General features: G+C 60.5%; 20 protein-coding genes. All 20 read right to left on the bottom strand.

Annotated features, from left to right (window positions below; all coding sequences use genetic code 11):
• Positions 1–7: 7 nt before the first annotated feature.
• Positions 8–1,033 carry a hydrogenase expression/formation protein HypE gene (gene hypE, locus LA304_RS06970; protein ID WP_224502385.1) on the bottom strand — a complete coding sequence of 342 codons (1,026 nt, stop codon included), beginning with the start codon at positions 1,031–1,033 and terminating at the stop codon, positions 8–10.
• Positions 1,034–1,061: 28 nt separating this feature from the next.
• The gene (gene hypD / locus LA304_RS06965) at positions 1,062–2,204 is read right to left on the bottom strand and encodes a hydrogenase formation protein HypD (RefSeq protein ID WP_224502384.1); all 1,143 of its coding nucleotides are present in this window, start codon (positions 2,202–2,204) and stop codon (positions 1,062–1,064) included.
• Positions 2,201–2,503 carry a HypC/HybG/HupF family hydrogenase formation chaperone gene (hypC, locus tag LA304_RS06960; protein WP_224502383.1) on the bottom strand — a complete coding sequence of 101 codons (303 nt, stop codon included), beginning with the start codon at positions 2,501–2,503 and terminating at the stop codon, positions 2,201–2,203. The genes hypD and hypC overlap by 4 nt, the downstream gene beginning before the upstream one ends.
• 2 nt (positions 2,504–2,505) lie before the next feature.
• Positions 2,506–3,999 carry a sigma-54-dependent transcriptional regulator gene (locus LA304_RS06955; protein WP_224502382.1) on the bottom strand — a complete coding sequence of 498 codons (1,494 nt, stop codon included), beginning with the start codon at positions 3,997–3,999 and terminating at the stop codon, positions 2,506–2,508.
• Positions 4,000–4,007: 8 nt separating this feature from the next.
• Positions 4,008–4,892, bottom strand: a complete 885-nt coding sequence (hypB, locus tag LA304_RS06950; RefSeq protein ID WP_224502381.1) for a hydrogenase nickel incorporation protein HypB — start codon at positions 4,890–4,892, stop codon at positions 4,008–4,010.
• Positions 4,892–5,233, bottom strand: a complete 342-nt coding sequence (hypA, locus tag LA304_RS06945; protein WP_224502380.1) for a hydrogenase maturation nickel metallochaperone HypA — start codon at positions 5,231–5,233, stop codon at positions 4,892–4,894. The genes hypB and hypA overlap by 1 nt, the downstream gene beginning before the upstream one ends.
• A complete protein-coding gene (locus LA304_RS06940) occupies positions 5,226–6,086 on the bottom strand; it encodes a hydrogenase expression/formation protein HupK (RefSeq protein WP_224502379.1) in 861 nt (286 codons plus the stop codon). Before LA304_RS06940 ends, hypA begins: the two co-directional genes overlap by 8 nt.
• Before the next feature lie 6 nt (positions 6,087–6,092).
• Positions 6,093–6,926: a [NiFe]-hydrogenase assembly chaperone HybE gene (hybE, locus tag LA304_RS06935; RefSeq protein WP_224502378.1), complete on the bottom strand. Its 834-nt coding sequence runs from the start codon at positions 6,924–6,926 to the stop codon at positions 6,093–6,095.
• Positions 6,923–7,756 carry a hydrogenase expression/formation protein gene (locus LA304_RS06930; RefSeq protein WP_224502377.1) on the bottom strand — a complete coding sequence of 278 codons (834 nt, stop codon included), beginning with the start codon at positions 7,754–7,756 and terminating at the stop codon, positions 6,923–6,925. The genes hybE and LA304_RS06930 overlap by 4 nt, the downstream gene beginning before the upstream one ends.
• A gap of 22 nt (positions 7,757–7,778) precedes the next feature.
• Positions 7,779–8,165 carry a thioredoxin domain-containing protein gene (locus LA304_RS06925; protein WP_224502376.1) on the bottom strand — a complete coding sequence of 129 codons (387 nt, stop codon included), beginning with the start codon at positions 8,163–8,165 and terminating at the stop codon, positions 7,779–7,781.
• Positions 8,162–8,482, bottom strand: a complete 321-nt coding sequence (locus LA304_RS06920) for a HypC/HybG/HupF family hydrogenase formation chaperone (protein WP_224502375.1) — start codon at positions 8,480–8,482, stop codon at positions 8,162–8,164. The genes LA304_RS06925 and LA304_RS06920 overlap by 4 nt, the downstream gene beginning before the upstream one ends.
• Before the next feature lie 4 nt (positions 8,483–8,486).
• On the bottom strand, positions 8,487–9,092 hold the full coding sequence (locus tag LA304_RS06915; RefSeq protein WP_224502374.1) for a HyaD/HybD family hydrogenase maturation endopeptidase: 606 nt from the start codon (positions 9,090–9,092) through the stop codon (positions 8,487–8,489).
• Between the two features lie 321 nt (positions 9,093–9,413).
• Entirely contained in the window at positions 9,414–10,193 is a 780-nt protein-coding gene (gene cybH / locus LA304_RS06910) for a Ni/Fe-hydrogenase, b-type cytochrome subunit (protein WP_224502373.1), read from the bottom strand.
• A gap of 3 nt (positions 10,194–10,196) precedes the next feature.
• Positions 10,197–10,385 carry a DUF6732 family protein gene (locus LA304_RS06905; RefSeq protein ID WP_224502372.1) on the bottom strand — a complete coding sequence of 63 codons (189 nt, stop codon included), beginning with the start codon at positions 10,383–10,385 and terminating at the stop codon, positions 10,197–10,199.
• A gap of 14 nt (positions 10,386–10,399) precedes the next feature.
• Positions 10,400–12,190: a nickel-dependent hydrogenase large subunit gene (locus LA304_RS06900; protein WP_224502371.1), complete on the bottom strand. Its 1,791-nt coding sequence runs from the start codon at positions 12,188–12,190 to the stop codon at positions 10,400–10,402.
• Between the two features lie 3 nt (positions 12,191–12,193).
• Positions 12,194–13,300, bottom strand: coding sequence for a hydrogenase small subunit (locus LA304_RS06895; protein ID WP_224502370.1), 1,107 nt, complete (start codon positions 13,298–13,300; stop codon positions 12,194–12,196).
• A gap of 234 nt (positions 13,301–13,534) precedes the next feature.
• Positions 13,535–15,784: a carbamoyltransferase HypF gene (hypF, locus tag LA304_RS06890; protein WP_224502369.1), complete on the bottom strand. Its 2,250-nt coding sequence runs from the start codon at positions 15,782–15,784 to the stop codon at positions 13,535–13,537.
• Between the two features lie 10 nt (positions 15,785–15,794).
• The gene (locus LA304_RS06885) at positions 15,795–17,228 is read right to left on the bottom strand and encodes a nickel-dependent hydrogenase large subunit (RefSeq protein ID WP_224502368.1); all 1,434 of its coding nucleotides are present in this window, start codon (positions 17,226–17,228) and stop codon (positions 15,795–15,797) included.
• Complete coding sequence (locus tag LA304_RS06880; RefSeq protein ID WP_224502367.1) at positions 17,221–18,216, bottom strand: NADH-quinone oxidoreductase subunit B family protein; 996 nt, start codon at positions 18,214–18,216, stop codon at positions 17,221–17,223. Before LA304_RS06880 ends, LA304_RS06885 begins: the two co-directional genes overlap by 8 nt.
• Complete coding sequence (locus tag LA304_RS06875) at positions 18,213–19,544, bottom strand: PAS domain-containing sensor histidine kinase (protein WP_224502366.1); 1,332 nt, start codon at positions 19,542–19,544, stop codon at positions 18,213–18,215. The genes LA304_RS06880 and LA304_RS06875 overlap by 4 nt, the downstream gene beginning before the upstream one ends.
• Positions 19,545–19,651: the final 107 nt, after the last annotated feature.

Below are 19,651 nucleotides of genomic sequence, written 5' to 3'. Positions count from 1 at the left end.
TCACAACTTAGCAAATGCGGGGCAACTGTTCACCGACGAGCATATCGACAATCCGCGCACCACCAAAGAGCGTGCGCATGGTCACCTTCGGCCCCGGCCCTGCAGGTTTTGCCTTGCCGATGATCACAGCCCCCTCACCCTCCGGCACCGTCCGCATGGCAGCAAGCGCGGCGTCCGCCTCGTCCGCAGGGACGAAGAGAACGAGACGCCCTTCGTTGGCGAGGTAAAGCGGATCAAGCCCGAGGATTTCGCACATCCCTTTCACTTCGGTCCGAAGCGGGAGTGCGTCTTCATCGAGTTCAATGGCAACACCTGCCGCCTCTGCGATCTCATTCAAACAAGACGCCACGCCGCCCCGCGTCGCGTCGCGCGCGCACCGCAGGTTCGGGCAGGCCTCCGCGACGGCGGCCATCAGATGCCCGAGACCCGCACAGTCGGATTGGAGATCAGCGCTCAGCGCCATGTCCCCGCGCGCCGCGAGGATAGTCGCCCCATGGTCGCCCAACACCCCGTTCACGATGGCGACGTCGCCCTCTTGGACCGCCTCCGCCCGCAGGTTCCGTCCCGCAGGGATCACACCGACGCCGGAAGTTGTGACAAAGACGGTATCCGCAGAGCCGCGTTCGACGACCTTCGTGTCACCCGTCACAATGCGCACGCCCGCTTTCTCGGCCTCCGCCTTCATTGAGGCGACGACACGTTTCAACAGCGCGATCTCTGTGCCTTCTTCGATGATGAACGCCGCCGACAACCACAGAGGCGTCGCACCGCCCACGGCCAGATCATTGACCGTTCCACAGACGGCAATCTTGCCAATATCTCCGCCCGGAAATTCGACCGGCTCGACCACAAAGCTATCCGTCGTAAAGGCAAGCTGCGCGCCCGGTTCTTGGAGCGCGTCAGACATTAGGCGCGCCTGATCTTCCATGCTGTCGGGTTCGAACACGGCGGTGAACACTTCCTCGATCAAATCCCGCATTGCCTTGCCGCCGCCACCATGTGCCAGCGTGACTTTGTCGCCTCTGAGTGCCATTTCTCTGGCCTTTCTAATTATGGAATGCTTATTCGGCGGGCTCGGCTGCGCGGGCACCACCGTATTGATAATAGGCCGCGCAGGCGCCTTCGGAACTCACCATCAGAGCACCGAGCGGCATCTCGGGCGTGCAGCCCTTGCCAAATTGCGGACATTGCGTCGGCTTCATGCGGCCAGTCATCACGGCACCACATTCGCAGCCCTCCGGCTCCTGCACACTGCGCTCGCCTGCCGCATAGCCGATCCCGAATTTCTCTTCGGCATCATAGGCGCGGTATTTCTCTCGAATGCGCAGACCCGATTTGTCGATCTCGCCAAGACCGCGCCACTCAAACGACGGGCGCATCTCATAGACATCTTCAATCGCGGCAACGGAGACCGGATTGCCGTGCTCCGGCACAACGCGGGAATACTGGTTCTCGACCTCCGCACGGCCCTCTTTGATCTGGGTGAGGACCATGAGAACGGATTGGAGCAGATCAAGCGGCTCGAACCCCGCGACGACAATCGGCTTTCCGTAGTCTTCCGCAATGAAATCATATGGATGCGTGCCGATAACCATGGACACATGTCCCGGCCCGACAAAGCCGTCAAGCATCATATAGGGATCATCCAAGAGCGCCTTGATGGGCGGCGGGACGGTGATGTGGTTGCAGAACACGGTGAAGTTGGTGAGCCCTTCGCGCGACGCCTGCTGAATCGAGAGAGCGGTGGAGGGCGTTGTCGTTTCAAACCCGAGGCCGAAGAACACCACCTCGCGGTCCGGATTGCGACGGGCGAGTTCGAGCGCATCAAGTGGGCTGTAGACCATGCGAATGTCCGCGCCGTCGGCCTTGGCTTGCATCAGGGATTTCTTCTGCCCCGGCACGCGCATCGCGTCGCCGAAGGTCGTGAAGATTACGTCACGCCGTTCCGCAATCTCAACGCATTCGTCCACGCGTGCCATTGGAAGCACACACACCGGACAGCCCGGTCCATGGATAAATTCGACACCCGGATGGGTCAGCTTATCAAGGCCATAGCGGAAGATCGCGTGGGTATGACCGCCACAAATCTCCATGATGTAGACCGGCTTTTCCTTCGTCGCACCAATCGCGTCGCAGGTCTCTGCGATTTTCGCGAGGAGCGCTTTGGCGGCCTTCGGGTCGCGGAATTCTTCTGCGTATTTCATGCCCGCTCCTCCGTGCCTTGCGCGAGGGCTTTGTCGCCTTCCGCCATCGCCTCAAGCGCTTCTTGCGCCTCGCCGAGATCATGGAGCGCTTCGAGCGTCGCAGCGGCCTCCTCCTCATCAATGATCGCCATAGCAAATCCGACATGGATCAGCGCCCATTTGCCAATGAGCTCCTCAATCGAACCGGTCAGCACAGGGGCCACCGACACCTCACGTTTGACACCGGAGACATCGGCCAAGGCCATCATGCGGCTCTCGTCCGTGATCTCGACAATCTGTCCGGGAATTCCGAGACACATGATTATTCCTCCTCGTCAGATTGGCTGCGAACACCGGAGCGTGCGGGCTCAATCAGTCCATAGCGTTCAATTTTCGCCCGCAGCCCCACACGGGACAGCCCAAGTTCGTTGGCCGCGCGGCTCTTGTTCCATTTCAGGCGGGTGAGCGTCTCGCGCAAGATGCGCATTTCGATTTGCTCCACCCGATCCTTGAGCGTGCCTGTGCCGATGAGCACTTGATCCACCGCCGTCTCGCTCACGCCGCGTTTTTCCGGTGTGGCCTGAAGGATGTGGCGGGAAATGAGTTCCGGCCCAAGCAGCGCGTCCTGCGAGAAAATCAGCATCCGCACGACTTCGTTCTCAAGCTCGCGCATATTGCCCGGCCAGTCGTAATCGGAGAGGAACTGGAGGGCATCGTCCGAGAGCCCCTTCACAGGTTTCCCGTGCTCTTCCGCCGCTTCAAAGAGATAGGTCTGGGCCAAAATGCCGATGTCTTCACGACGCTCCCGCAACGGCGGCACGCAAAGTGTTGTGCGGGCGAGCGAGTAATAGGTCTCTGGGTTGAACCGACCTTCCGAGACCTCCAGTCGCAGATCGCGGTGGGTCCCTATCAAAAGGCGCACGTTGGAGCGCATCATTTCGTGGCCACCCAAAGGACGGAACGCGCCATCGCGGGCGGCCCGCAGAAGAAGCAGTTGCAGACGCGGAGAGAGCGCCTCGATCCCCGATAGATAGAGCGTCCCGCGATCGGCTTTCTGAAACAGACCCGCCTTGTTCGTCGGCAGACCCGTGTTCGCCCCGCGCCGCGCACCGAAGAGTTCCATCTCCAGAATGTCGTCATCCACGGCCGTGCAGTCGAACTCGAAAAACGGTTTATCCGAGCGCAGTGACGCATAATGCATCGCCCGCGCGAGCGTCCGCTTTCCTGTCCCAGCCTCACCCGACAGGATCACCGGTACATCGAAGGTCGCAAACTGGCGCGCCTGTTCGATCACCGCGTTCATCGGAGAATTGGCAGAGCGCAGCACGCTCTCGAATCCCATCCCCTCACGAAGGGCTTTCCGCTGGGCCTCGAGCTTCACCTCGACAGATTTGGAAAGATACCGCATTTCCAGAGACATACGGTCGTGATCGCGGGTCAGACGGAACAGATCGACGGCGTTTTTGGCGGCCATCATGAGCTGATCGGGATGCCAAGGCTTTGTCAGGAACTGGTAAATCCCCGCCTCGTTGATCGCGTCGATCATGTCCGTGGTTTCCGTATAGCCCGTGATGATGATCCGCACCGTGTCCGGCCATGTCGCGCGCACCTCGGAGAGGAACTCGACACCGGTTTTGCCGGGCATCCGCTGATCGCAGAACACGACCTGAACGTCATGCTCCTCCATGAAGGCCCGCGCCTCGTCCGCGCCTTTCGCGGTCAAACAGTCGAAGTCGTCCTCAAGCGCCATCCGCATCGCGGAGAGCGAATGTTCTTCGTCATCAACCAGTAGGATTGTGGGCAAGGTCTGGGCCATGGCGTCTCTCACTCGGCGGCGTCATGATGGTGAACGTGGACCGGCTTGGTGGCGAGGCGATGCTTGAGCCAATCGACCCATGCCTCCATCCCTTCGCCGGTGCGGGCGGACACGCGCAGGATTTCAATCTGCGGATTCACGCGGCGCAGGTTGGCCTCGTAGAGATCCAGATCGACATCGCAATAGGGCGCGAGGTCCACTTTATTCAACAGCGCAATTTCCGACACGGTAAACATATCCGGATATTTCAAAGGCTTGTCTTCGCCTTCAGTGACCGAGAGGATCGCAACCTTGCAATCTTCGCCGAGGTCGAAACCGGCGGGACACACGAGGTTGCCAACGTTCTCGATAAAGAGCATCGCGCACTCTTCGAGCGTCAGATGTTCAAGCGCATGACCAACCATATGGCCGTCGAGGTGACAGCCCTTGCCGGTGTTCACCTGCACAGCGCGTGCACCCGTTTCGCGGATGCGCTCTGCATCATTGGCGGTCTGCTGATCTCCCTCGATCACAGCGAGAGGTTGATCCCCGAGCATCTCGATTGTCTTACACAACAGGGTCGTCTTGCCCGAGCCTGGCGAGGACACAAGGTTCACCGCAAACGCACCGAGATGAGCGAGTTTGTGACGGTTGCCATCCGCATACCGGTCGTTTTTGGCGAGGATGTTGGTTTCGATCTCGATCAGACGGTCCTGCGACATGCCCGGCACTTCTGTGCCCGCAGGCCCATGGCCGAAATGCATGTTATCGCCATCGTGATGATGGTGGTGATCATGCGCGTGATCGTGGTGGTGATGATCGTGGCCATGGGCGTGATCATGGCTATGGGAATGGTCGTGACCATGCCCCTCAACGCTCGCCGTTCCGCATCCGCATCCGCAAACCGTACACATCAGTTGACCTCCAAATCTTTGATCCGCATTTCATCGCCCCCTGAGGGCATCAGCTTGCCACCGCCACAAATCGGGCAGAGGTCCAAGCGGTGTTCAATCTCGACCTCTTTCGCGCAGTCGTAGCACATGGCTTTTCCCGGCAGGTCGATCATTTCCAATATGGCTCCTTCGGCCACAGAACCGCGCATGACCACGTCAAACGCGAATTCCAGCGCGGGCTTTTCAACGCCCGCGAATTTCCCGATTTCGACGCGCACCTTTTTCACGTGATCGAACCCGTTCACGCGCGCGCTATCCTCAATCACCGTGCGGATGCCTTCTGCGAGCGACATTTCATGCATCAGCCGCGCCTCCGGACAGGTTCACGGGCACACACGGGTCGAGCGTGTCGAGAACGACCGCAGCGAGGTGGTGTTTCGAGGCTGGCAGGTTTTCCAAGGTCTTCTCCATGATACCACCCGAGGCCATGAGGTGATCCGTCGGGGTCACCCGCGAGAATTGCGTCACATACCCGTCTTTGGCCGTCGCACGCACAGCGTAGACACCGCGCGACGCCGGAACGAGCGCTGCCCCGTCGCCAATCAGACGCGGCGCAGGCAGGTCGCCCGACAGACAGTCCTGCAAATCCAGGAGACGGGCTGTCGCGCGCCACAATGGACCGCGTCCAAACTTCTCTTCCATGATTTGCATCAACGGTTTTTGAATATGTCTGATCGCGGTGGAGTTTTCATAGGCCCCCGCCTCAAAGAAGTCGTCGTCCGTCGGTGTCGGCAAAACCGCCACCGCTTCGCCCGCTTCAAACGCCTCATTGAGCGCGGCAAACACGGGCGCAAAGCCCTGTCCGCTCTCCATCCATGCGCTGAACGCATCCCAGTCCGCAGGCATATCCGCGGGCATCAGGCCCTCAGCCCCCTGCCCGACCGGCAGAGGATCAAGACCGAGGCTCTTCGGCAAGATCAGCCCGAGACGAAGAAGGTGATCACGCGCGAACTCGGCCCCGAGATCGGCGGTCGCTGTGGCCCCGAGATCGACACCAAGCGCAAGTTTGACCGCCGCTTCCTGCGCCCCTTTGCAGAGATTGAACAGTCGCGGGATCAGGGCGACGACCTCACCCACCGGCTTGCCAATAACCAACTGCTGCACCGGCAGAGCCGGAGCACAGGTGGCAGCAAGAGGGGCAAATGAGGACGTCATGGTAAGTTACTCTCCGGTAGCCTCTGCCTGTTCCGGCGCGGATGCAAGTCCTGCGGTCAGAACCTGACGACGGGACGGCGCGGATGCCAGTTCCTCGGCGCGTGCCTCGGCCTCGGCCTCCTCGCGTTCTGCGGCCTCTACGGCGGCAACTTCGTCCTCACGGGCAGCACGAATGTCGGCGCGGCGGTCGGTCTCGGCACGATGCTCTTCTTCGAACAGGTGGACCATCACAGCAGCAGCGACATCAACGGCCTGTTGGTGGGTCTTGAAGTCCCCCATCGGCGAAAACAGAGAACAGGCCTTGTAGCCGCCAGTTTGCTCGCGGGTGTTATGGATGAACTCGTAATCGCCTGAAGGGAAAGAGATAACTTCCTTCTCACCAGCTTTCAATTCACTCCAGTCCTCCCCCTCGGCGGGGAGCATCATCAGGTTCATAAACCATGGTGAGATTAGGACACCGAGGGGGCGGCCGTCGTATTCCATAAAGCCCACAGCCTGCACATGCAGGAGCTTGTTCACCAGCGGCACATCCCGCATTTTCGCGTGCCAGACCTCGGTGAAATCATTCACCAGTGCTTCGGTCTTGCGCGACAGGCGGGCGGCCGCGAGCATGGCGTCGGAACCCGGGTCCTCAGAGACAAGAAACTGCTCTTTCGGTGCGTCGCAGTTCGGGCATTTCCAGTCCTCCGGCAACGCGAGGAACGGCGTGCCGGGCAGGATGGAGCGCGTGTCATCGCCTTCCGCCGGATCGTAGGGCGTCCAGCAGATTTTGCACTCCATGATCGCCTGATCGGAGATTTTATCATTCGCGCCCAGATAGGAGCCCTCAAACCCGCTCATCGGATGGCCTCCAGCACTTCTTTGACGCGCTCTGCGCTGTCTTCGAGGTCTTCTTTCGCGGCGAGCGCGACCTCCGGCATGTCGGTCACTTCAAACGTGTCGAGGATCAGCGTGTCCATCGAGTTGTAGAACTGCACGCGCCAGACATAGGGCAGCGCCGTCGCCGTCACCCGGCAGTTGCCATACCCGCGAGAGAGCACTTCTGTCGCGCCTTGCCCGAGCGCCTGTGCGAGCCATGCGAGGTCTTCCTCGGTGTGCGGCAGCAGCGTGAGGTTCACAACATGCGGCACATCGCCAAGCGTGTAGGTCTTCGATTTATCAATCAGCTCGACGAGCAGTGAGGGCGCGTTGACCACGCCAACGGTGCGCGGCGCATCATTCAAGAGCGCGGGGCGGAACGGCTCATGCGCACGGCTCTGCGCGAGGTCCGGCACACGGCCCACTTCGATCTTGTCGACACCTGCCGCCTTGAGGCCCCAAACACCCGCGAACACGCTTTCCTGAACGGCGACGGCGGGAATGCCGCGCACTTTCATCGCCACTTCGCCCGCGCCCATTGTTTCCGCCATGAGAGCACGGTTTTCCGCATTCAACCCGCTGAGATCAAAGGTTTCCCCGATGCCGGTCTCTGCAGCGACAGCGCAGGCGCGGGAGATTTGTTCCATCATTTCGAGAGCGGCAGACACATCGCCCATCTCGTCCATTTCCGGCACGTGGAGGCTATAGGTCCGCATGTCCTGCGGCATGTCCATGTATTCGAGGTCTTCGCCCTCTTCGACCTGAGACCCGGGACCAAATCCCATCGGCGGAAGCTGAAAGTTGTTTACCATGTGTGCGTGTCCTTCTTGTCCCTTACGCCGGCTGCGGCGTGGGCATCGCGAGGATTTGCGCGATGCGGTTCATGTAGTCGTCCCAGTTGCGGACCTTCGGAATACCGGCGAGGAACTGTCCGTCGCGGTAGAAAATCAGCGAGGGGGTTTTGAGCACGCCGGTCGCCTCGCGCAGCGCCGTTTCCACGCCCGCACCCACTACGGCGCAGTCGAACTTGCCCTGAAACGCGAGTTTAAGCTCAGGCAGGATCACGGCCACGTCGGCGCTCTCCAGATTGCGTTTCGGATCGCCCGGGCAAAAGAAGACGTGCGTTCCCGGCAGGCTGCCGAATTCGCGAATGTCATGTTCGGTGTCCAGAACCGGCCAGCCGAATTCGCTGGTCAATCGTTCAATCAATGGATGGCTCATCCGACTGTCTCTCCCTTGTCATAGGCCGCCTGCAGGTGCGGCGGCAGTTGTGGTTCGCGTGCTTCGAGATCAGCGAAGGCGTCACCGAGATCGCGGCCCTCCATCAGAGCCGCGAGGCCCTTGAGCGCGCTTTGGATTTTGAGGGCCTGCTCTTCGTCGAGCACGTCTCGTGCGGTCCCGAGGAAGGTGAGAACCCATGTCCCCGGCTCGACCGGCCCCGTCAGGGACATGTCGATCAGGTGGTTCTGTTCCCCGTCGGTGGCCGTCGCGTGGAGGTCTTCACCGAAGAGGATTTTCATAGGAATGCCGACACACATCGGATCAGACCTGCGGCAGGAAGCGGTCGTCGCCGATGCGGCACGCCTCTTCTTCGCTCGGACGGCCATCCTCATAGGCGCCGCGCATGATGGACGGATCGGCGAGGTCGTTGGTCGGCGTTTGACCGAGTTCGAAAGCGACACCCAGCGCGCGGAGTTTTTCGAGCGCGATCTCGATCGCGGGCGCGATCTGGGCCGCGACGATGTCACGCAGACCTCCGCCGTAGTCTTCGAGTTCCTCGGGCTGGCAGCCGATGAGGATCAGACGCTCGGGGCAGATGCCTTTGAGTTCAGCGGTCGCGAGCACGTCCTGAAAGCCGGTCTGATGGAGCGACATTTTCTTTGCGCCCATGAAGGACGGCACCTCATCGTCCTCGACGATTTTGAGCGTGCCTGGCTCCAAACCGTAGTCCACCGCGTCAAAGACGAGGAGCGTGTCGACGTCTTCAAGAAACGGCAGGAGATAGAGACCCTGCGTGCCACCGTCCAGCAGCTTGACCTCCGGTCCGAACGCATAGGTCTGCGCAAGTTCTTCGACGCAGCGCACACCAAAGCCCTCATCCGCCCACAGCACATTGCCGATGCCGAGGATCAAAATTCGTGCAGTCATCTGCCCTTCCTCCTAAGGACCCATCCTGCCCCTTGCGCGTCTGTTAGCGCCCAAACGGGTGGATGGTTAGTTTCCGATCTTGTTGTCCAGTGATCGTATTCCTTCTGATTTTCGGGCTCACGCATTTTTCGGAATACAATGGCACACCGTTAAGACGCGGAAATTGCTGCATTTTGCGCATAACAATTCGCATATCCAGAAATGTGGGTGGAAAGTTTATTTCCGATTCATCCAAAAACCGAAAGGCAAAAATGCAGAAAGGCGAGGTTGCCCCCGCCATTCTTTGATTCTGATTTGTCGCCTTGCGGCACGATCGGAAGATTACTCCGGACGGTCGTCCTTGAACGTCCGCGTCCCCGAAATCATCGTCGAGACCATGGACTGGCGCGACAGGATGTCTTCGCGGATCGCCGCGTAGATGTGGATGATCATAAAGACCACAATGAACCACATGCCGAGATGATGAACGGAGTGGACGATCTGGCTATTGCCAAAGAGCGTCAAAACCCAACCAGCCACGCTATCAGCAAAGCTGCCCTGCCCTGTGCCTTCGGAATAGAGCGCCCAACCGGTCAGGATCATAAAGGTCAGACCAAGCGTCATGAAGAAGAACATAGCGGTTTGCGCCAAAGGGTTGTGACCCACGTATTTCTTCGGCTCTTTTTCAAGGAAAGCATACCACTTCAACTCGAAGACAACTTCCTGCCACCAGCGCTTTTTCCACACCGGAATGTAGAAGAGTTGCTTGGCGTGGTGGTTGCCAACGAACGCCCAGTAGATGCGCCCGAAGAAACCCACAGTGAGGATCATCCCTGCCGCGAAGTGTGCGAAGCGGATGTAGCCCATAACGAACTGATACGTCGCCTCGGCGTAGTCCATGGACGGAAGCGGAGACGCGATGAACCAACCCGAAAAGCACAGGATCATGATCGCGAGCGCATTCACCCAATGCCACAGGCGCACCGGCCATTCGTAGACAAAGACTGACGTCCGCGTGCGGATGCTTTCAATGTCCTCGGCCGTTGCATCCCCTGTCAGGCGGGACGCCTCCAAGGGGAGCGGCATGTTCGGGTTCGGGGTGTGAATGGAATCGTCAGCCATCCGTCATTCCCCCTTGGTGCGCGCGGCCCTACCTTTGACCGTCTCAACCACGAGCCAGACCACAGCGGCCGCAATGGCCGCCATCGCGAAATGCGCGGCCTGATGCCCGTGACTGCCAGCGAGTTCTGCGTGACCCTCATGGGCCAGCGCAGGGGTTGCCATCAGCATGGAGAGTGCGATGAGTTTTTTCATGGTGCGATCCTCCCTTAGCGCACTTTGACGGTCGTGAGTTCATCCCCGTCCGGAGACATCACGTGGGTCGAACAGGCAAGACACGGGTCGAACGAGTGCAGCGTGCGCAGGATTTCGACCGGTTCTTCCGGACGTTCCATCGGCGTGTTGAGAAGCGATGCTTCGAACGCCCCGATGTTGCCTGCGGCATCGCGCGGCGACCCGTTCCATGTCGTCGGCACGACGCACTGGTAGTTCTCGATGCGACCGTCCTTGATCTTGATCCAGTGACCCAGAGCACCACGCGGGGCCTCGGTCATGCCAACGCCTTTTGCCTCGGCCGGCCAAGTCGACGGATCCCACTTTTCGACGTTCGCCGTGGAGCTGTCGCCGTTTTTGATGTTCGTCACCAGCTTGTCGAAGAAGTGCTTCTGCAGGCGACCGCAATACTCGGATTCGAGCGCGCGAGCCGCCGTACGACCGAGCGTCGAGAAGAGCGCATCGACCGGCAGATCCATCGTGCGAAGCAAGCCGTTGACCTGATCCGTGATCTCTTCATGACCCTTCGCGTAGCCAACGATGTAACGGGCCAGCGGCCCCACTTCCATCGCGTGACCTTTCCAGCGCGGCGCCTTGATCCAAGAGTATTTCGCGCCCTCATCAAGCTCTTTGATGTTGGTGCGGGTGCCCTTGGCGTTCGGGCCAAGCTCGAACTTCGGAGAGGTTTCCCCATCCCACGGGTGCAGGCCTTTGCCCGGCTCGCCGTATTCGTACCACGAGTGATCGACGAATTCCTGAACCTGCTCCGGATCGCGCGGGTCAACGTCGTAGACGGTCGAGAGATCGCCATTGATGATCGCGCCGCGCGGCAGGTGAAGCTGCTCCGCGGAGAAGTCGTTCGCGTTTTCCGGAATGTCACCGTAGGCGAGACACGCCTTGGAGGACAGACCGCCACCGTAGAGCCAGTTTTTGTAGAAGCCGCCGATGGCGATCACGTCGGGCACATAGACGTTCTTGTTGAACTCGATGCACTTGTTGATGATCGACTCAACCATGTTGAGACGCTCCATGTTGATCGCGCCAACGCCACCAACACCGTCCACATTGATCGGACACGGCACACCACCCACGAGCCAGTTCGGGTGAGGGTTCTTGCCGCCGAAGATCGTGTGAACCTTCACCACCTCTTTCTGCAGATCGAGCGCCTCGAGATAGTGCGTGGTCGCCATCAGATCAGCTTCGGGCGGCAGTTTATAGGCCGGATTGTCCCAGTAGCCGTTCTTGAAGAGGCCAAGCTGGCCGCTCTCAACGAACTTCTTGAGACGGTTCTGCACATCGCGGAAATAGCCCGGCGAGGACAGCGGGTGAGACGGGCTCACCATCTGCTGCAACTCGGAGGTCGCTTTCGGGTCCGCTTTGAGCGCGTTGACGGGGTTCACCCAGTCGAGCGCGTGCAGGTGATAGAAATGCACGATATGGTCGTGGATTTGCAGGTTCAGCTGCATAATATTGCGGATGGAGTTCGCGTTGTCCGGGATCTGGATGCCAAGCGCATCTTCCACCGCGCGCACAGAGGTGAGTGCGTGGGTGCCGGTGCAAACGCCACAGATGCGCTCGGTGAAGGCCCACGCATCACGCGGATCGCGGCCTTTGAGGATCACTTCGAGACCGCGCCACATCGTGCCGGTGGACACGGCGTTACGGATCACGCCTTGCTCGTCCACGTTCACTTCGCAGCGCATGTGGCCCTCGATACGGGTCACGGGATCAACGACGATCCGTTTGCCCGTGTTGTCGAGGTCGAAACCATTGGGAGTGCTGACCATGGATTACGCCTCCTCTTTCTTCTTATTGTCTTGAACTTTGCGTTGTGCGGTTTTGAGCGCGGAGATAGCGGCATGGGCTGCGACACCGGCGCCGACGACACCGGCGGCGGCGAGACCGACCTTGTCGGCATTTGCTTCGACGCCGAACTGGGTGAGATCGGTCACGCGGTCATAGAAGCTGCCCTGATCCCAGAACCCGTCTTCAGAACAGCCGATACAGCCGTGACCGGATTGGATCGGGAAGGACACGCCCTCGTTCCAACGCACGGTCGAACAGGCGTTGTAGGTGGTCGGGCCTTTGCAGCCCATTTTGTAGAGGCAGTAGCCCTTGCGCGCGTTCTCGTCGTCCCAGGTCTCGACGAACTGACCGGCGTCAAAGTGCGGACGGCGGTAACATTTGTCGTGGATACGCTGGGAGTAAAACATCGCCGGACGACCTTGGCGGTCGAGTTCCGGCAGACGGTCGAAGGTGAGCATGTAGGTGATGACGCCGGTCATGACCTCTGCAATCGGCGGACAGCCCGGAACCTTGATGATCGGCTTGTCGGTGATCACCTTGTGGACAGGGGTCGCCTGCGTCGGGTTCGGCTTGGCGGCCTGCACACAGCCGTAGGACGCACAGGCCCCCCAGCTGATGATCGCCTTCGCGTCTTTGGCCGCATGTTTCAGCTTTTCAACGAACGGCTTGCCGCCCGTGATACAGAACATGCCATCCTCGTTGAGCGGCGGGTTGCCTTCCACGGCGAGGATATAGTTGCCTTTGTATTTCTCGATGGTCTCTTCAAACGCAGCTTCGGCCGCGTGACCGGCAGCCGCCATCAGCGTATCGTCGTAGTCGAGAGAAATCATCGACAGCACAACGTCTTTCGCCAGCGGGTGCGCCGAGCGGATGAAGGACTCGGAACAGCAGGTGCATTCCAGACCGTGCACCCAGATCACCGGCGTCCGCGGCTTCGTCTCCATCGCATGTGCGATCTTCGGCACGAAGGACGGTGACAGTCCGAGTGCAGCCGCTGTCAGCGAACAGTATTTCATGAAGGACCGGCGGGTAATCCCCTGCCGGCGCATGACGTCGTAAAACGTCTCGATCTGACCCTCAGTATTGGTCAATGTGCGTCCCTCCCGTTGTCAGGTTTGCGGGCCTTTGGCCCCTAACGAATGCAATGGCATACAATGCCTCACACCCATCATCGCGAGAGAGCAGACGCAAAACAAACAAAGTGCGACAATCTGTGCACCTGATTTAGACTATGGGATTCAAAGCCTTATGGGAGATACGGAGAGAAAGGTGCGGGAGGTGGCTAACCGCTCACCACTTCGAGCGGAAAGTCAGTTACCAACCCCTCAAAGTCGCCGCGCAGCAGCAACAAGCGCCTGCCCGAGCGCCAGACCGCCGTCGTTGGCAGGGGTCTTGGTGTGGATCAGGACGGGGACATCGCCGAGCGCGCAGAGGGTGAGATCGAGCAGCAGAGCGTTCTGAAACACGCCACCCGTGAGCGCGACTGCTTGCGCCTTACCAGACACAACAAGTCCTCGCGCCTCATCCGCAAACGCCTGCGCCAGAGAGGCATGGAAAAGCGCGGCGGGCGTGCGGGTCCAGTCTCCGACTCCAGCGCCATCCGGGTCAATCACAGCCATAAAAAGTACAGTAGGGTCTATCTCGCCGTTGCTAAAAGACAGACCGAGCGCCTCCAGAGCGTCAAACCCGTCGGACGCAATTTCCTTCAACGCCCGCGCTTCAAGCCACATTGCGGCCTGCCCTTCGAACGACTGCGCCTGATGAAAGCCCAGCAGCGCCGCAAATGCGTCGAACAAGCGTCCTGCAGAGGATGACATCGGCGCATTAACGCCCCGCTCAACGGCTCGGCGCAGAACTGAGACAGGCGCGTCATCGGGAAGAAGATCCTCCACCGCATCTCCGCATCCGGCCTGATCCATGCGCGCCAAAAGATTGCGCCACGGCTCCTTCGCCGCCATATCGCCACCAATCAGAGGCGCAGGCTTGAGCCACGCCGTCCGTTCGAATTCGCGATAATCGCCGAGAAGGATTTCACCGCCCCAAACAGTCCCATCCGTCCCGAGGCCCAAGCCATCGAGGACGATCCCCGCGACCTTCCCCCCATCCAGAGGCCAGCCATTTTCACCGAGGCACGCCGCCAGATGAGCATGGTGGTGCTGCACCTCTTCGACGGGCAATCCGGTTTCATAGGCGTGGATCGTCGCGCGGAACTCCGGATGCAGGTCACATGCTGCGATCTCCGGGCGATGATCGAACAGCTCCGCATAATCCGCGTCGGCCTTCAGAAACGCCTCGTAGGTCAGCGCCTCATCCAACTCTCCCAAATGATGCCCGAGGAGCGCCTGCCCGTCCTTGATCAGACAAATCGCACCTTTCATCTGCCCGCCGTACGCGACGATCTGCGGCGCATTCTCGAACCCCTTCGGGAGCGGCAAAGTTCCCGGCACGCGCCCACGCGCACGACGCAGGACCATCGGACCCTGCGGGGTGATCCGCTCCACACTGTCATCCAAGCGCCGCGCGATCTTGCGGTCGTGCATCAGATAGGCGTCAACAAAGCCGGAGAGCTTGTCCCGCGCTTCCTGATTGTCGATGACTTGCGGTTCGCCGGACAGGTTGCCGGAGGTCATGACCAGAGGCCGTCCGACGGTGTCGATCAGCAGATGGTGCAACGGCGTATAGGGCAGCATCCAGCCAAGCGTGGATTGGCCGGGCGCGATGCCTTCTGGGAATTTGTTGGCCTCAAGCAGCACAATCGGCGCGGCGGGGTACTCCAAGAGGGCTTGCTCGTCCTCAGTGACCGCACACCAGTCGCGGATCATCGGGAGCGACCCCATAAGGGCGAAAGGCTTCGCGGGACGCCGCTTGCGATCTCTGAGTGTTTGCACCGCGTCCTGATTGGTCGCGTCGCAAGCGAGATGAAACCCGCCGAGGCCCTTGATCGCAACGATCTCTCCGGCGAGAAGCCGTTTCGCAACGACCTCAATCGGGTCCCCCTCACTTTCCGGCTCCACCCAAATGCGAGGACCACAGTCCGGACAGGCAATCGGCTGTGCATGGAACCTGCGGTCCTCCGGGTTCTCATATTCCGCGCGACAGGCGGGACACATCTCATACGGGGCCATCGTCGTTTTCGGACGATCATAAGGAAGCCCTTCAACAATGGTGAACCGCGGACCGCAGTGGGTGCAGTTCGTGAATGCATACCCGTGACGGCGCGCCTCGGCGTCATGGATTTCCTCAACGCAATGCGCACAGGTCGCCGCATCCGGCGTCACCCGCGTGCGGGCTTCTCCGCCTTCCGAGGCAACAATCCGAAAGTCCTCCGCCAACCCCGAAATCGGATGGCTTTCGACGCTGTCGATACGAGCGAGCGGCGGCAACTCCGCCTTCAGTCGTGCCTCGAACCCGTCCGTTTCACCGTAAATCCGAACCAGCACACCCTGCGCATCGTTGAGCACTTCGCCCGTCAGCCCCATGTCGCGTGCGAGCAGCCAGACGAAGGGCCGGAACCCGACCCCCTGCACCTGCCCGCGCACGCGGACCTCAAGGCCTGTCATCTGCTCACCCGTCATCGCGCCGCCCTTAGTGCACCGTGCAAACCATGCACGGGTCGAACGAGCGCACGATATGCTGCACAGAGATCGGCGTCTCTTCACCCTCCCCGACGGGCGCACCCTCGAGCGCGGCTTCGACAGGACCCGGCACACCACGGCTATCGCGCGGGGAGAAGTTCCATGTGGTCGGGGCGATGATTTGGTAGCTGGCGATTTGCCCACCTTCGACACGGATCCAATGGCCCAACGCGCCGCGCGCAGCCTCGACCAAGCCAACACCCGTGCCGTTTTGCGGCAGTTTGACATGCTTCATAAATGGTTCACGCGGGTCGATCTCGGCCAAGAGGCGCTCCATCTCGATCTGTGTGCGGGCCAGTTCGAGCAAGCGACCCGCGACACGCGCGCGAACAGACCCCTTCTGCGCCAGTTCGACTGCGAGCGGATGACCGTCAATCGCCTGCCGGGCGAGGGCGCCCGTCTCATATGTCTGCCCGTTGAGGCGCGGGGCTTTGCACCAGCTATAGGCGTCTTCACGCATGTCTTCGTCCGGCATGGTCTGCCCCATCGACGGGTGCATGTCCGGCCCGAGCATCCACGCGTGTGACAGTTCTTCGACGATGTCCTGCGGCGCGAGGTCTGCCGCCACCCCCCCCGCGAGAATGCCCTGTTTGAACACTTCGCCGCTCTGAGAGGGATAAGCTCCGAAGGACAAATAGCGCCGTTTACCCACACCGGAATTTTCCAAACCGATCTCCTGCGCAACCCGCAGGAAAAGGCCCGCATCACCCGCCTCCCAATTGTCCAGCGCGGCAATCGAGCCGAGGCCAACAAACGCCTCCAGCGGGCCGCCAAACACCACCTCTTCGAGATACGAACGAAATGCCGCGAGGTCCGCGCCCATGCGCACTTTGTCCCGTGTTGTCGGTGCGCGCGTGACACCTCCGGGTTGGATGGCCAGCGTATGCGGCCACTTCCCACCCAATAGCCCCGTGATGTGCATGAGCGCCGCGCGGGCTTCTGTGGCGCGTCGGATCGCCGACCCTGCGCCCGCCGTAAAGCGCGACACGACATCATCATACCATCCCCGCGCCTCATACACCGGACGCGCGAAGTCGGGCATGAAGAACAGATTGAAATGCATCAGGTGGTCAGAGACGTTTTCGACCATATGAAGAAGCTGGGCCACCTTTTCGCCCTGCACAGAGGGCGTCACCCCCGCCAAATCCGCAAGCGCCCGTGCCGCCGCGATGGATTGGCTCACGGAACAAATCCCGCAAATCCGCGGCGTGATGGTGAGCGCATCGCGCGGCCCCTTGCCCTGCAAGATCGTTTCAAACCCTCGAAATAGCGGCGAATTCGCATAGGCCGCCGTGACGGCACCCTCCGCGATGTCCAAGCGGATTTCGAGATCTCCCTCGACCCGATTGAACGGGCCGACGAGCAATGTGGTGTTGTCAGTCATCTTTGCGTGCTTTCACCGACGGGGGGACTAGGGTCCGGTCCGCGACGGCATTCTTGGCCACCCGTTCGGGCGTCGCGCGTTTGGAGAGGGACGCGAGCGCCATGAACCACGCCTTTGGCATGTCCGTTGGCAGACCCACAGGAATCCCCGCGAATTTCGGCGTCTCTGTAAAGCCGTGACCGGGCTCTTCGAATTCAGGCGCAGTGCAGTTGATGCAGGGATAGCCCGCCCGCGTGCAGGACCCCTCGCCGTTCCAGAGCCGGATATTGCAGTCGCCAACCGCCTGCGTGCCGATACAGCCGAGATGCTCCATCATACAGCCCATCTGCGACAGTTCCTCCGCAGAGGCCTTGTATTCGTAGAACTCGTTTTTCGTACAGGCGTGGTGGACGAGGTTGTCAGCGAAGAAACGCGGGCGTGCGTAGCTGTCGAGATCGTTTGGCCCGAGCGCATCTTCGGCCAAGAGCAGCAGCGTTTCCGTGACCCAATCCGGATGGATCGGACAGCCTGAAATGTTGATCACCGGCAAACCCGATTGCGACCGGAACCCCGCGCCCAGCGCCGCGCCGGAATGACGACCATCGTATTGCAGACCCGTCGCATCGGACGGATTGGCGCCCGCAGAGGTCACACCGCCATAAGTCGCGCAGGTGCCGACCGCGACGACATGTTTCGCCTTGGGCGCGAGACTCTGCACCCAGTCGAGCATGGAGCGCCCCGTGCCCCCGAGCATCTGATACCGCCCTGTGCCGCGCGGCCCGTGGGCGATTGAGCCCTCGACACAAAGGATATCAAGTTCTTGCTCGCCGCTCTCAATCGCGGTCAAAAGACGCCGCACCTCCGCGCCCGTCGCTTCAGAGATCGACGGGTGCCAGAGAAATTCGAGACCGGCGGATTTGAACAGGTCAAAGACATTGGGGCTCTCGGCGCAGAGCAGAGACATCGTGCAGCCGCCACAGCCCGCCGATTGGAGCCAGAGGATATTCACGCGCGATCTCCCCGCTTCAAGGTCAGACGGAAGCAAGCGCCCGGCGCAACGTCCGGCAGGTAGGTGAGATCACCGCCATGCTCCTCCGCGATCTTTTGCGAGATCGACAGACCGAGCCCCGTCCCCTGCCCAACACTTTTGGTGGAAAAGAACGGATCAAAGATGGCGGCCTGCATGTCCTCGGGCACGCCTGGACCATTGTCGCAAACCTGAAGGATGGCAAAGTCGCCCTCGTAGCGAAGCTGGACCCTGATTTGCGCATTCGGCACGTCTCGCACCGCGTCAGCGGCGTTTTGGACGAGGTTCATGATCACCTGCTGGACATGCCCCACGCGCCCGAGCGCCATGCAGGGCATTTCGCCGTCCACAATGATTTCCATTTCGCTTTTGAGGCCGCGCTTGACCCAATCAGCGCCAACCTTCGCGGTCTCCGCGAGATCAAATGGCGCGATTTCACCGGACCCGTCCGACGACAGCCTGCGAAGGTCAGCCACAATGTCCCGAACCCGCTCCGCCCCGTCCCGCGCACCTTCAATCGCGGTGCGCAAGTTCCGCAGGTCGCGCTCGAGTTTCAGATCGACGCGCAACTGCACCAGCTCCTCACGCGTTGCACCGGCTTCGACACGGTCGAAATAGGTCTCGAAGCGGTCGAGGTATTTCTGGAGGCTATGGGTGTTCGCGTAGACAAAAGAAATCGGGTTGTTCAACTCATGCGCCACACCAGCGAGCAGGCGACCGAGGGAGGCGAGCTTTTCCGTGCGCACCAGTTGGATTTGCGCTTGCTTGAGGTCTTCGTGGCTCTGTTCTAGATCGTGATAGGCCTTGCGCAATTCACCCAACGGGCGGCCCGTGACGATAATCCCGTTCACGCGATGCCGACGGTCGAGACGCGGCGCGACACGGAAGTCCACGGGACTTGCGCCACCTGCAGCCTCGATATCGGCCTCGAACGTGGTCTCCATCCGCGTGCGCGTCACTTCCGCAATCGCATTCGTGAGGCGCTGCTGCATCTCACCCTCGAAGAATTCGGAGAGCGCCTGCCCAACGAGCCCGTCTTTTCCTCGCCCGATGGCATCACAAAAAGAGCGCGACACATCCGCGATTTGGCCGTCCTTGTCCGTCACGATCAGATAGTCGGAAATCGAGTTCATAATAGAGCCGAGGAACGCACGGAGCGCTGTGAGCTCGGTATTGCGCGTTTCTAGCTGCTCCTGATAGTCGACGAGCTCGGCATAGGTCTTGTCCACCGCATCGAGCACATCAACCCAGACCGCGTCGTCCAGACCCGGTTTCAATCCGTCACCCAATTTCGTGGAAATCTTTTCCATCGTCCGGTCGGGACCCTTTTGCGATCAATGCTTTGCCCCAAGGCTAGAGCAAGCCGCCAGCTTTGAGAAGAGCCGACCGCATATCAGCCCCGCGCCGCATTCGACCT

The organism is Celeribacter litoreus (assembly GCF_020165855.1).
GTDB lineage: Bacteria > Pseudomonadota > Alphaproteobacteria > Rhodobacterales > Rhodobacteraceae > Celeribacter > Celeribacter litoreus.
Note: the sequence above shows the minus strand (reverse complement) of the source record. Positions and strands in the feature narration are given on the sequence as shown.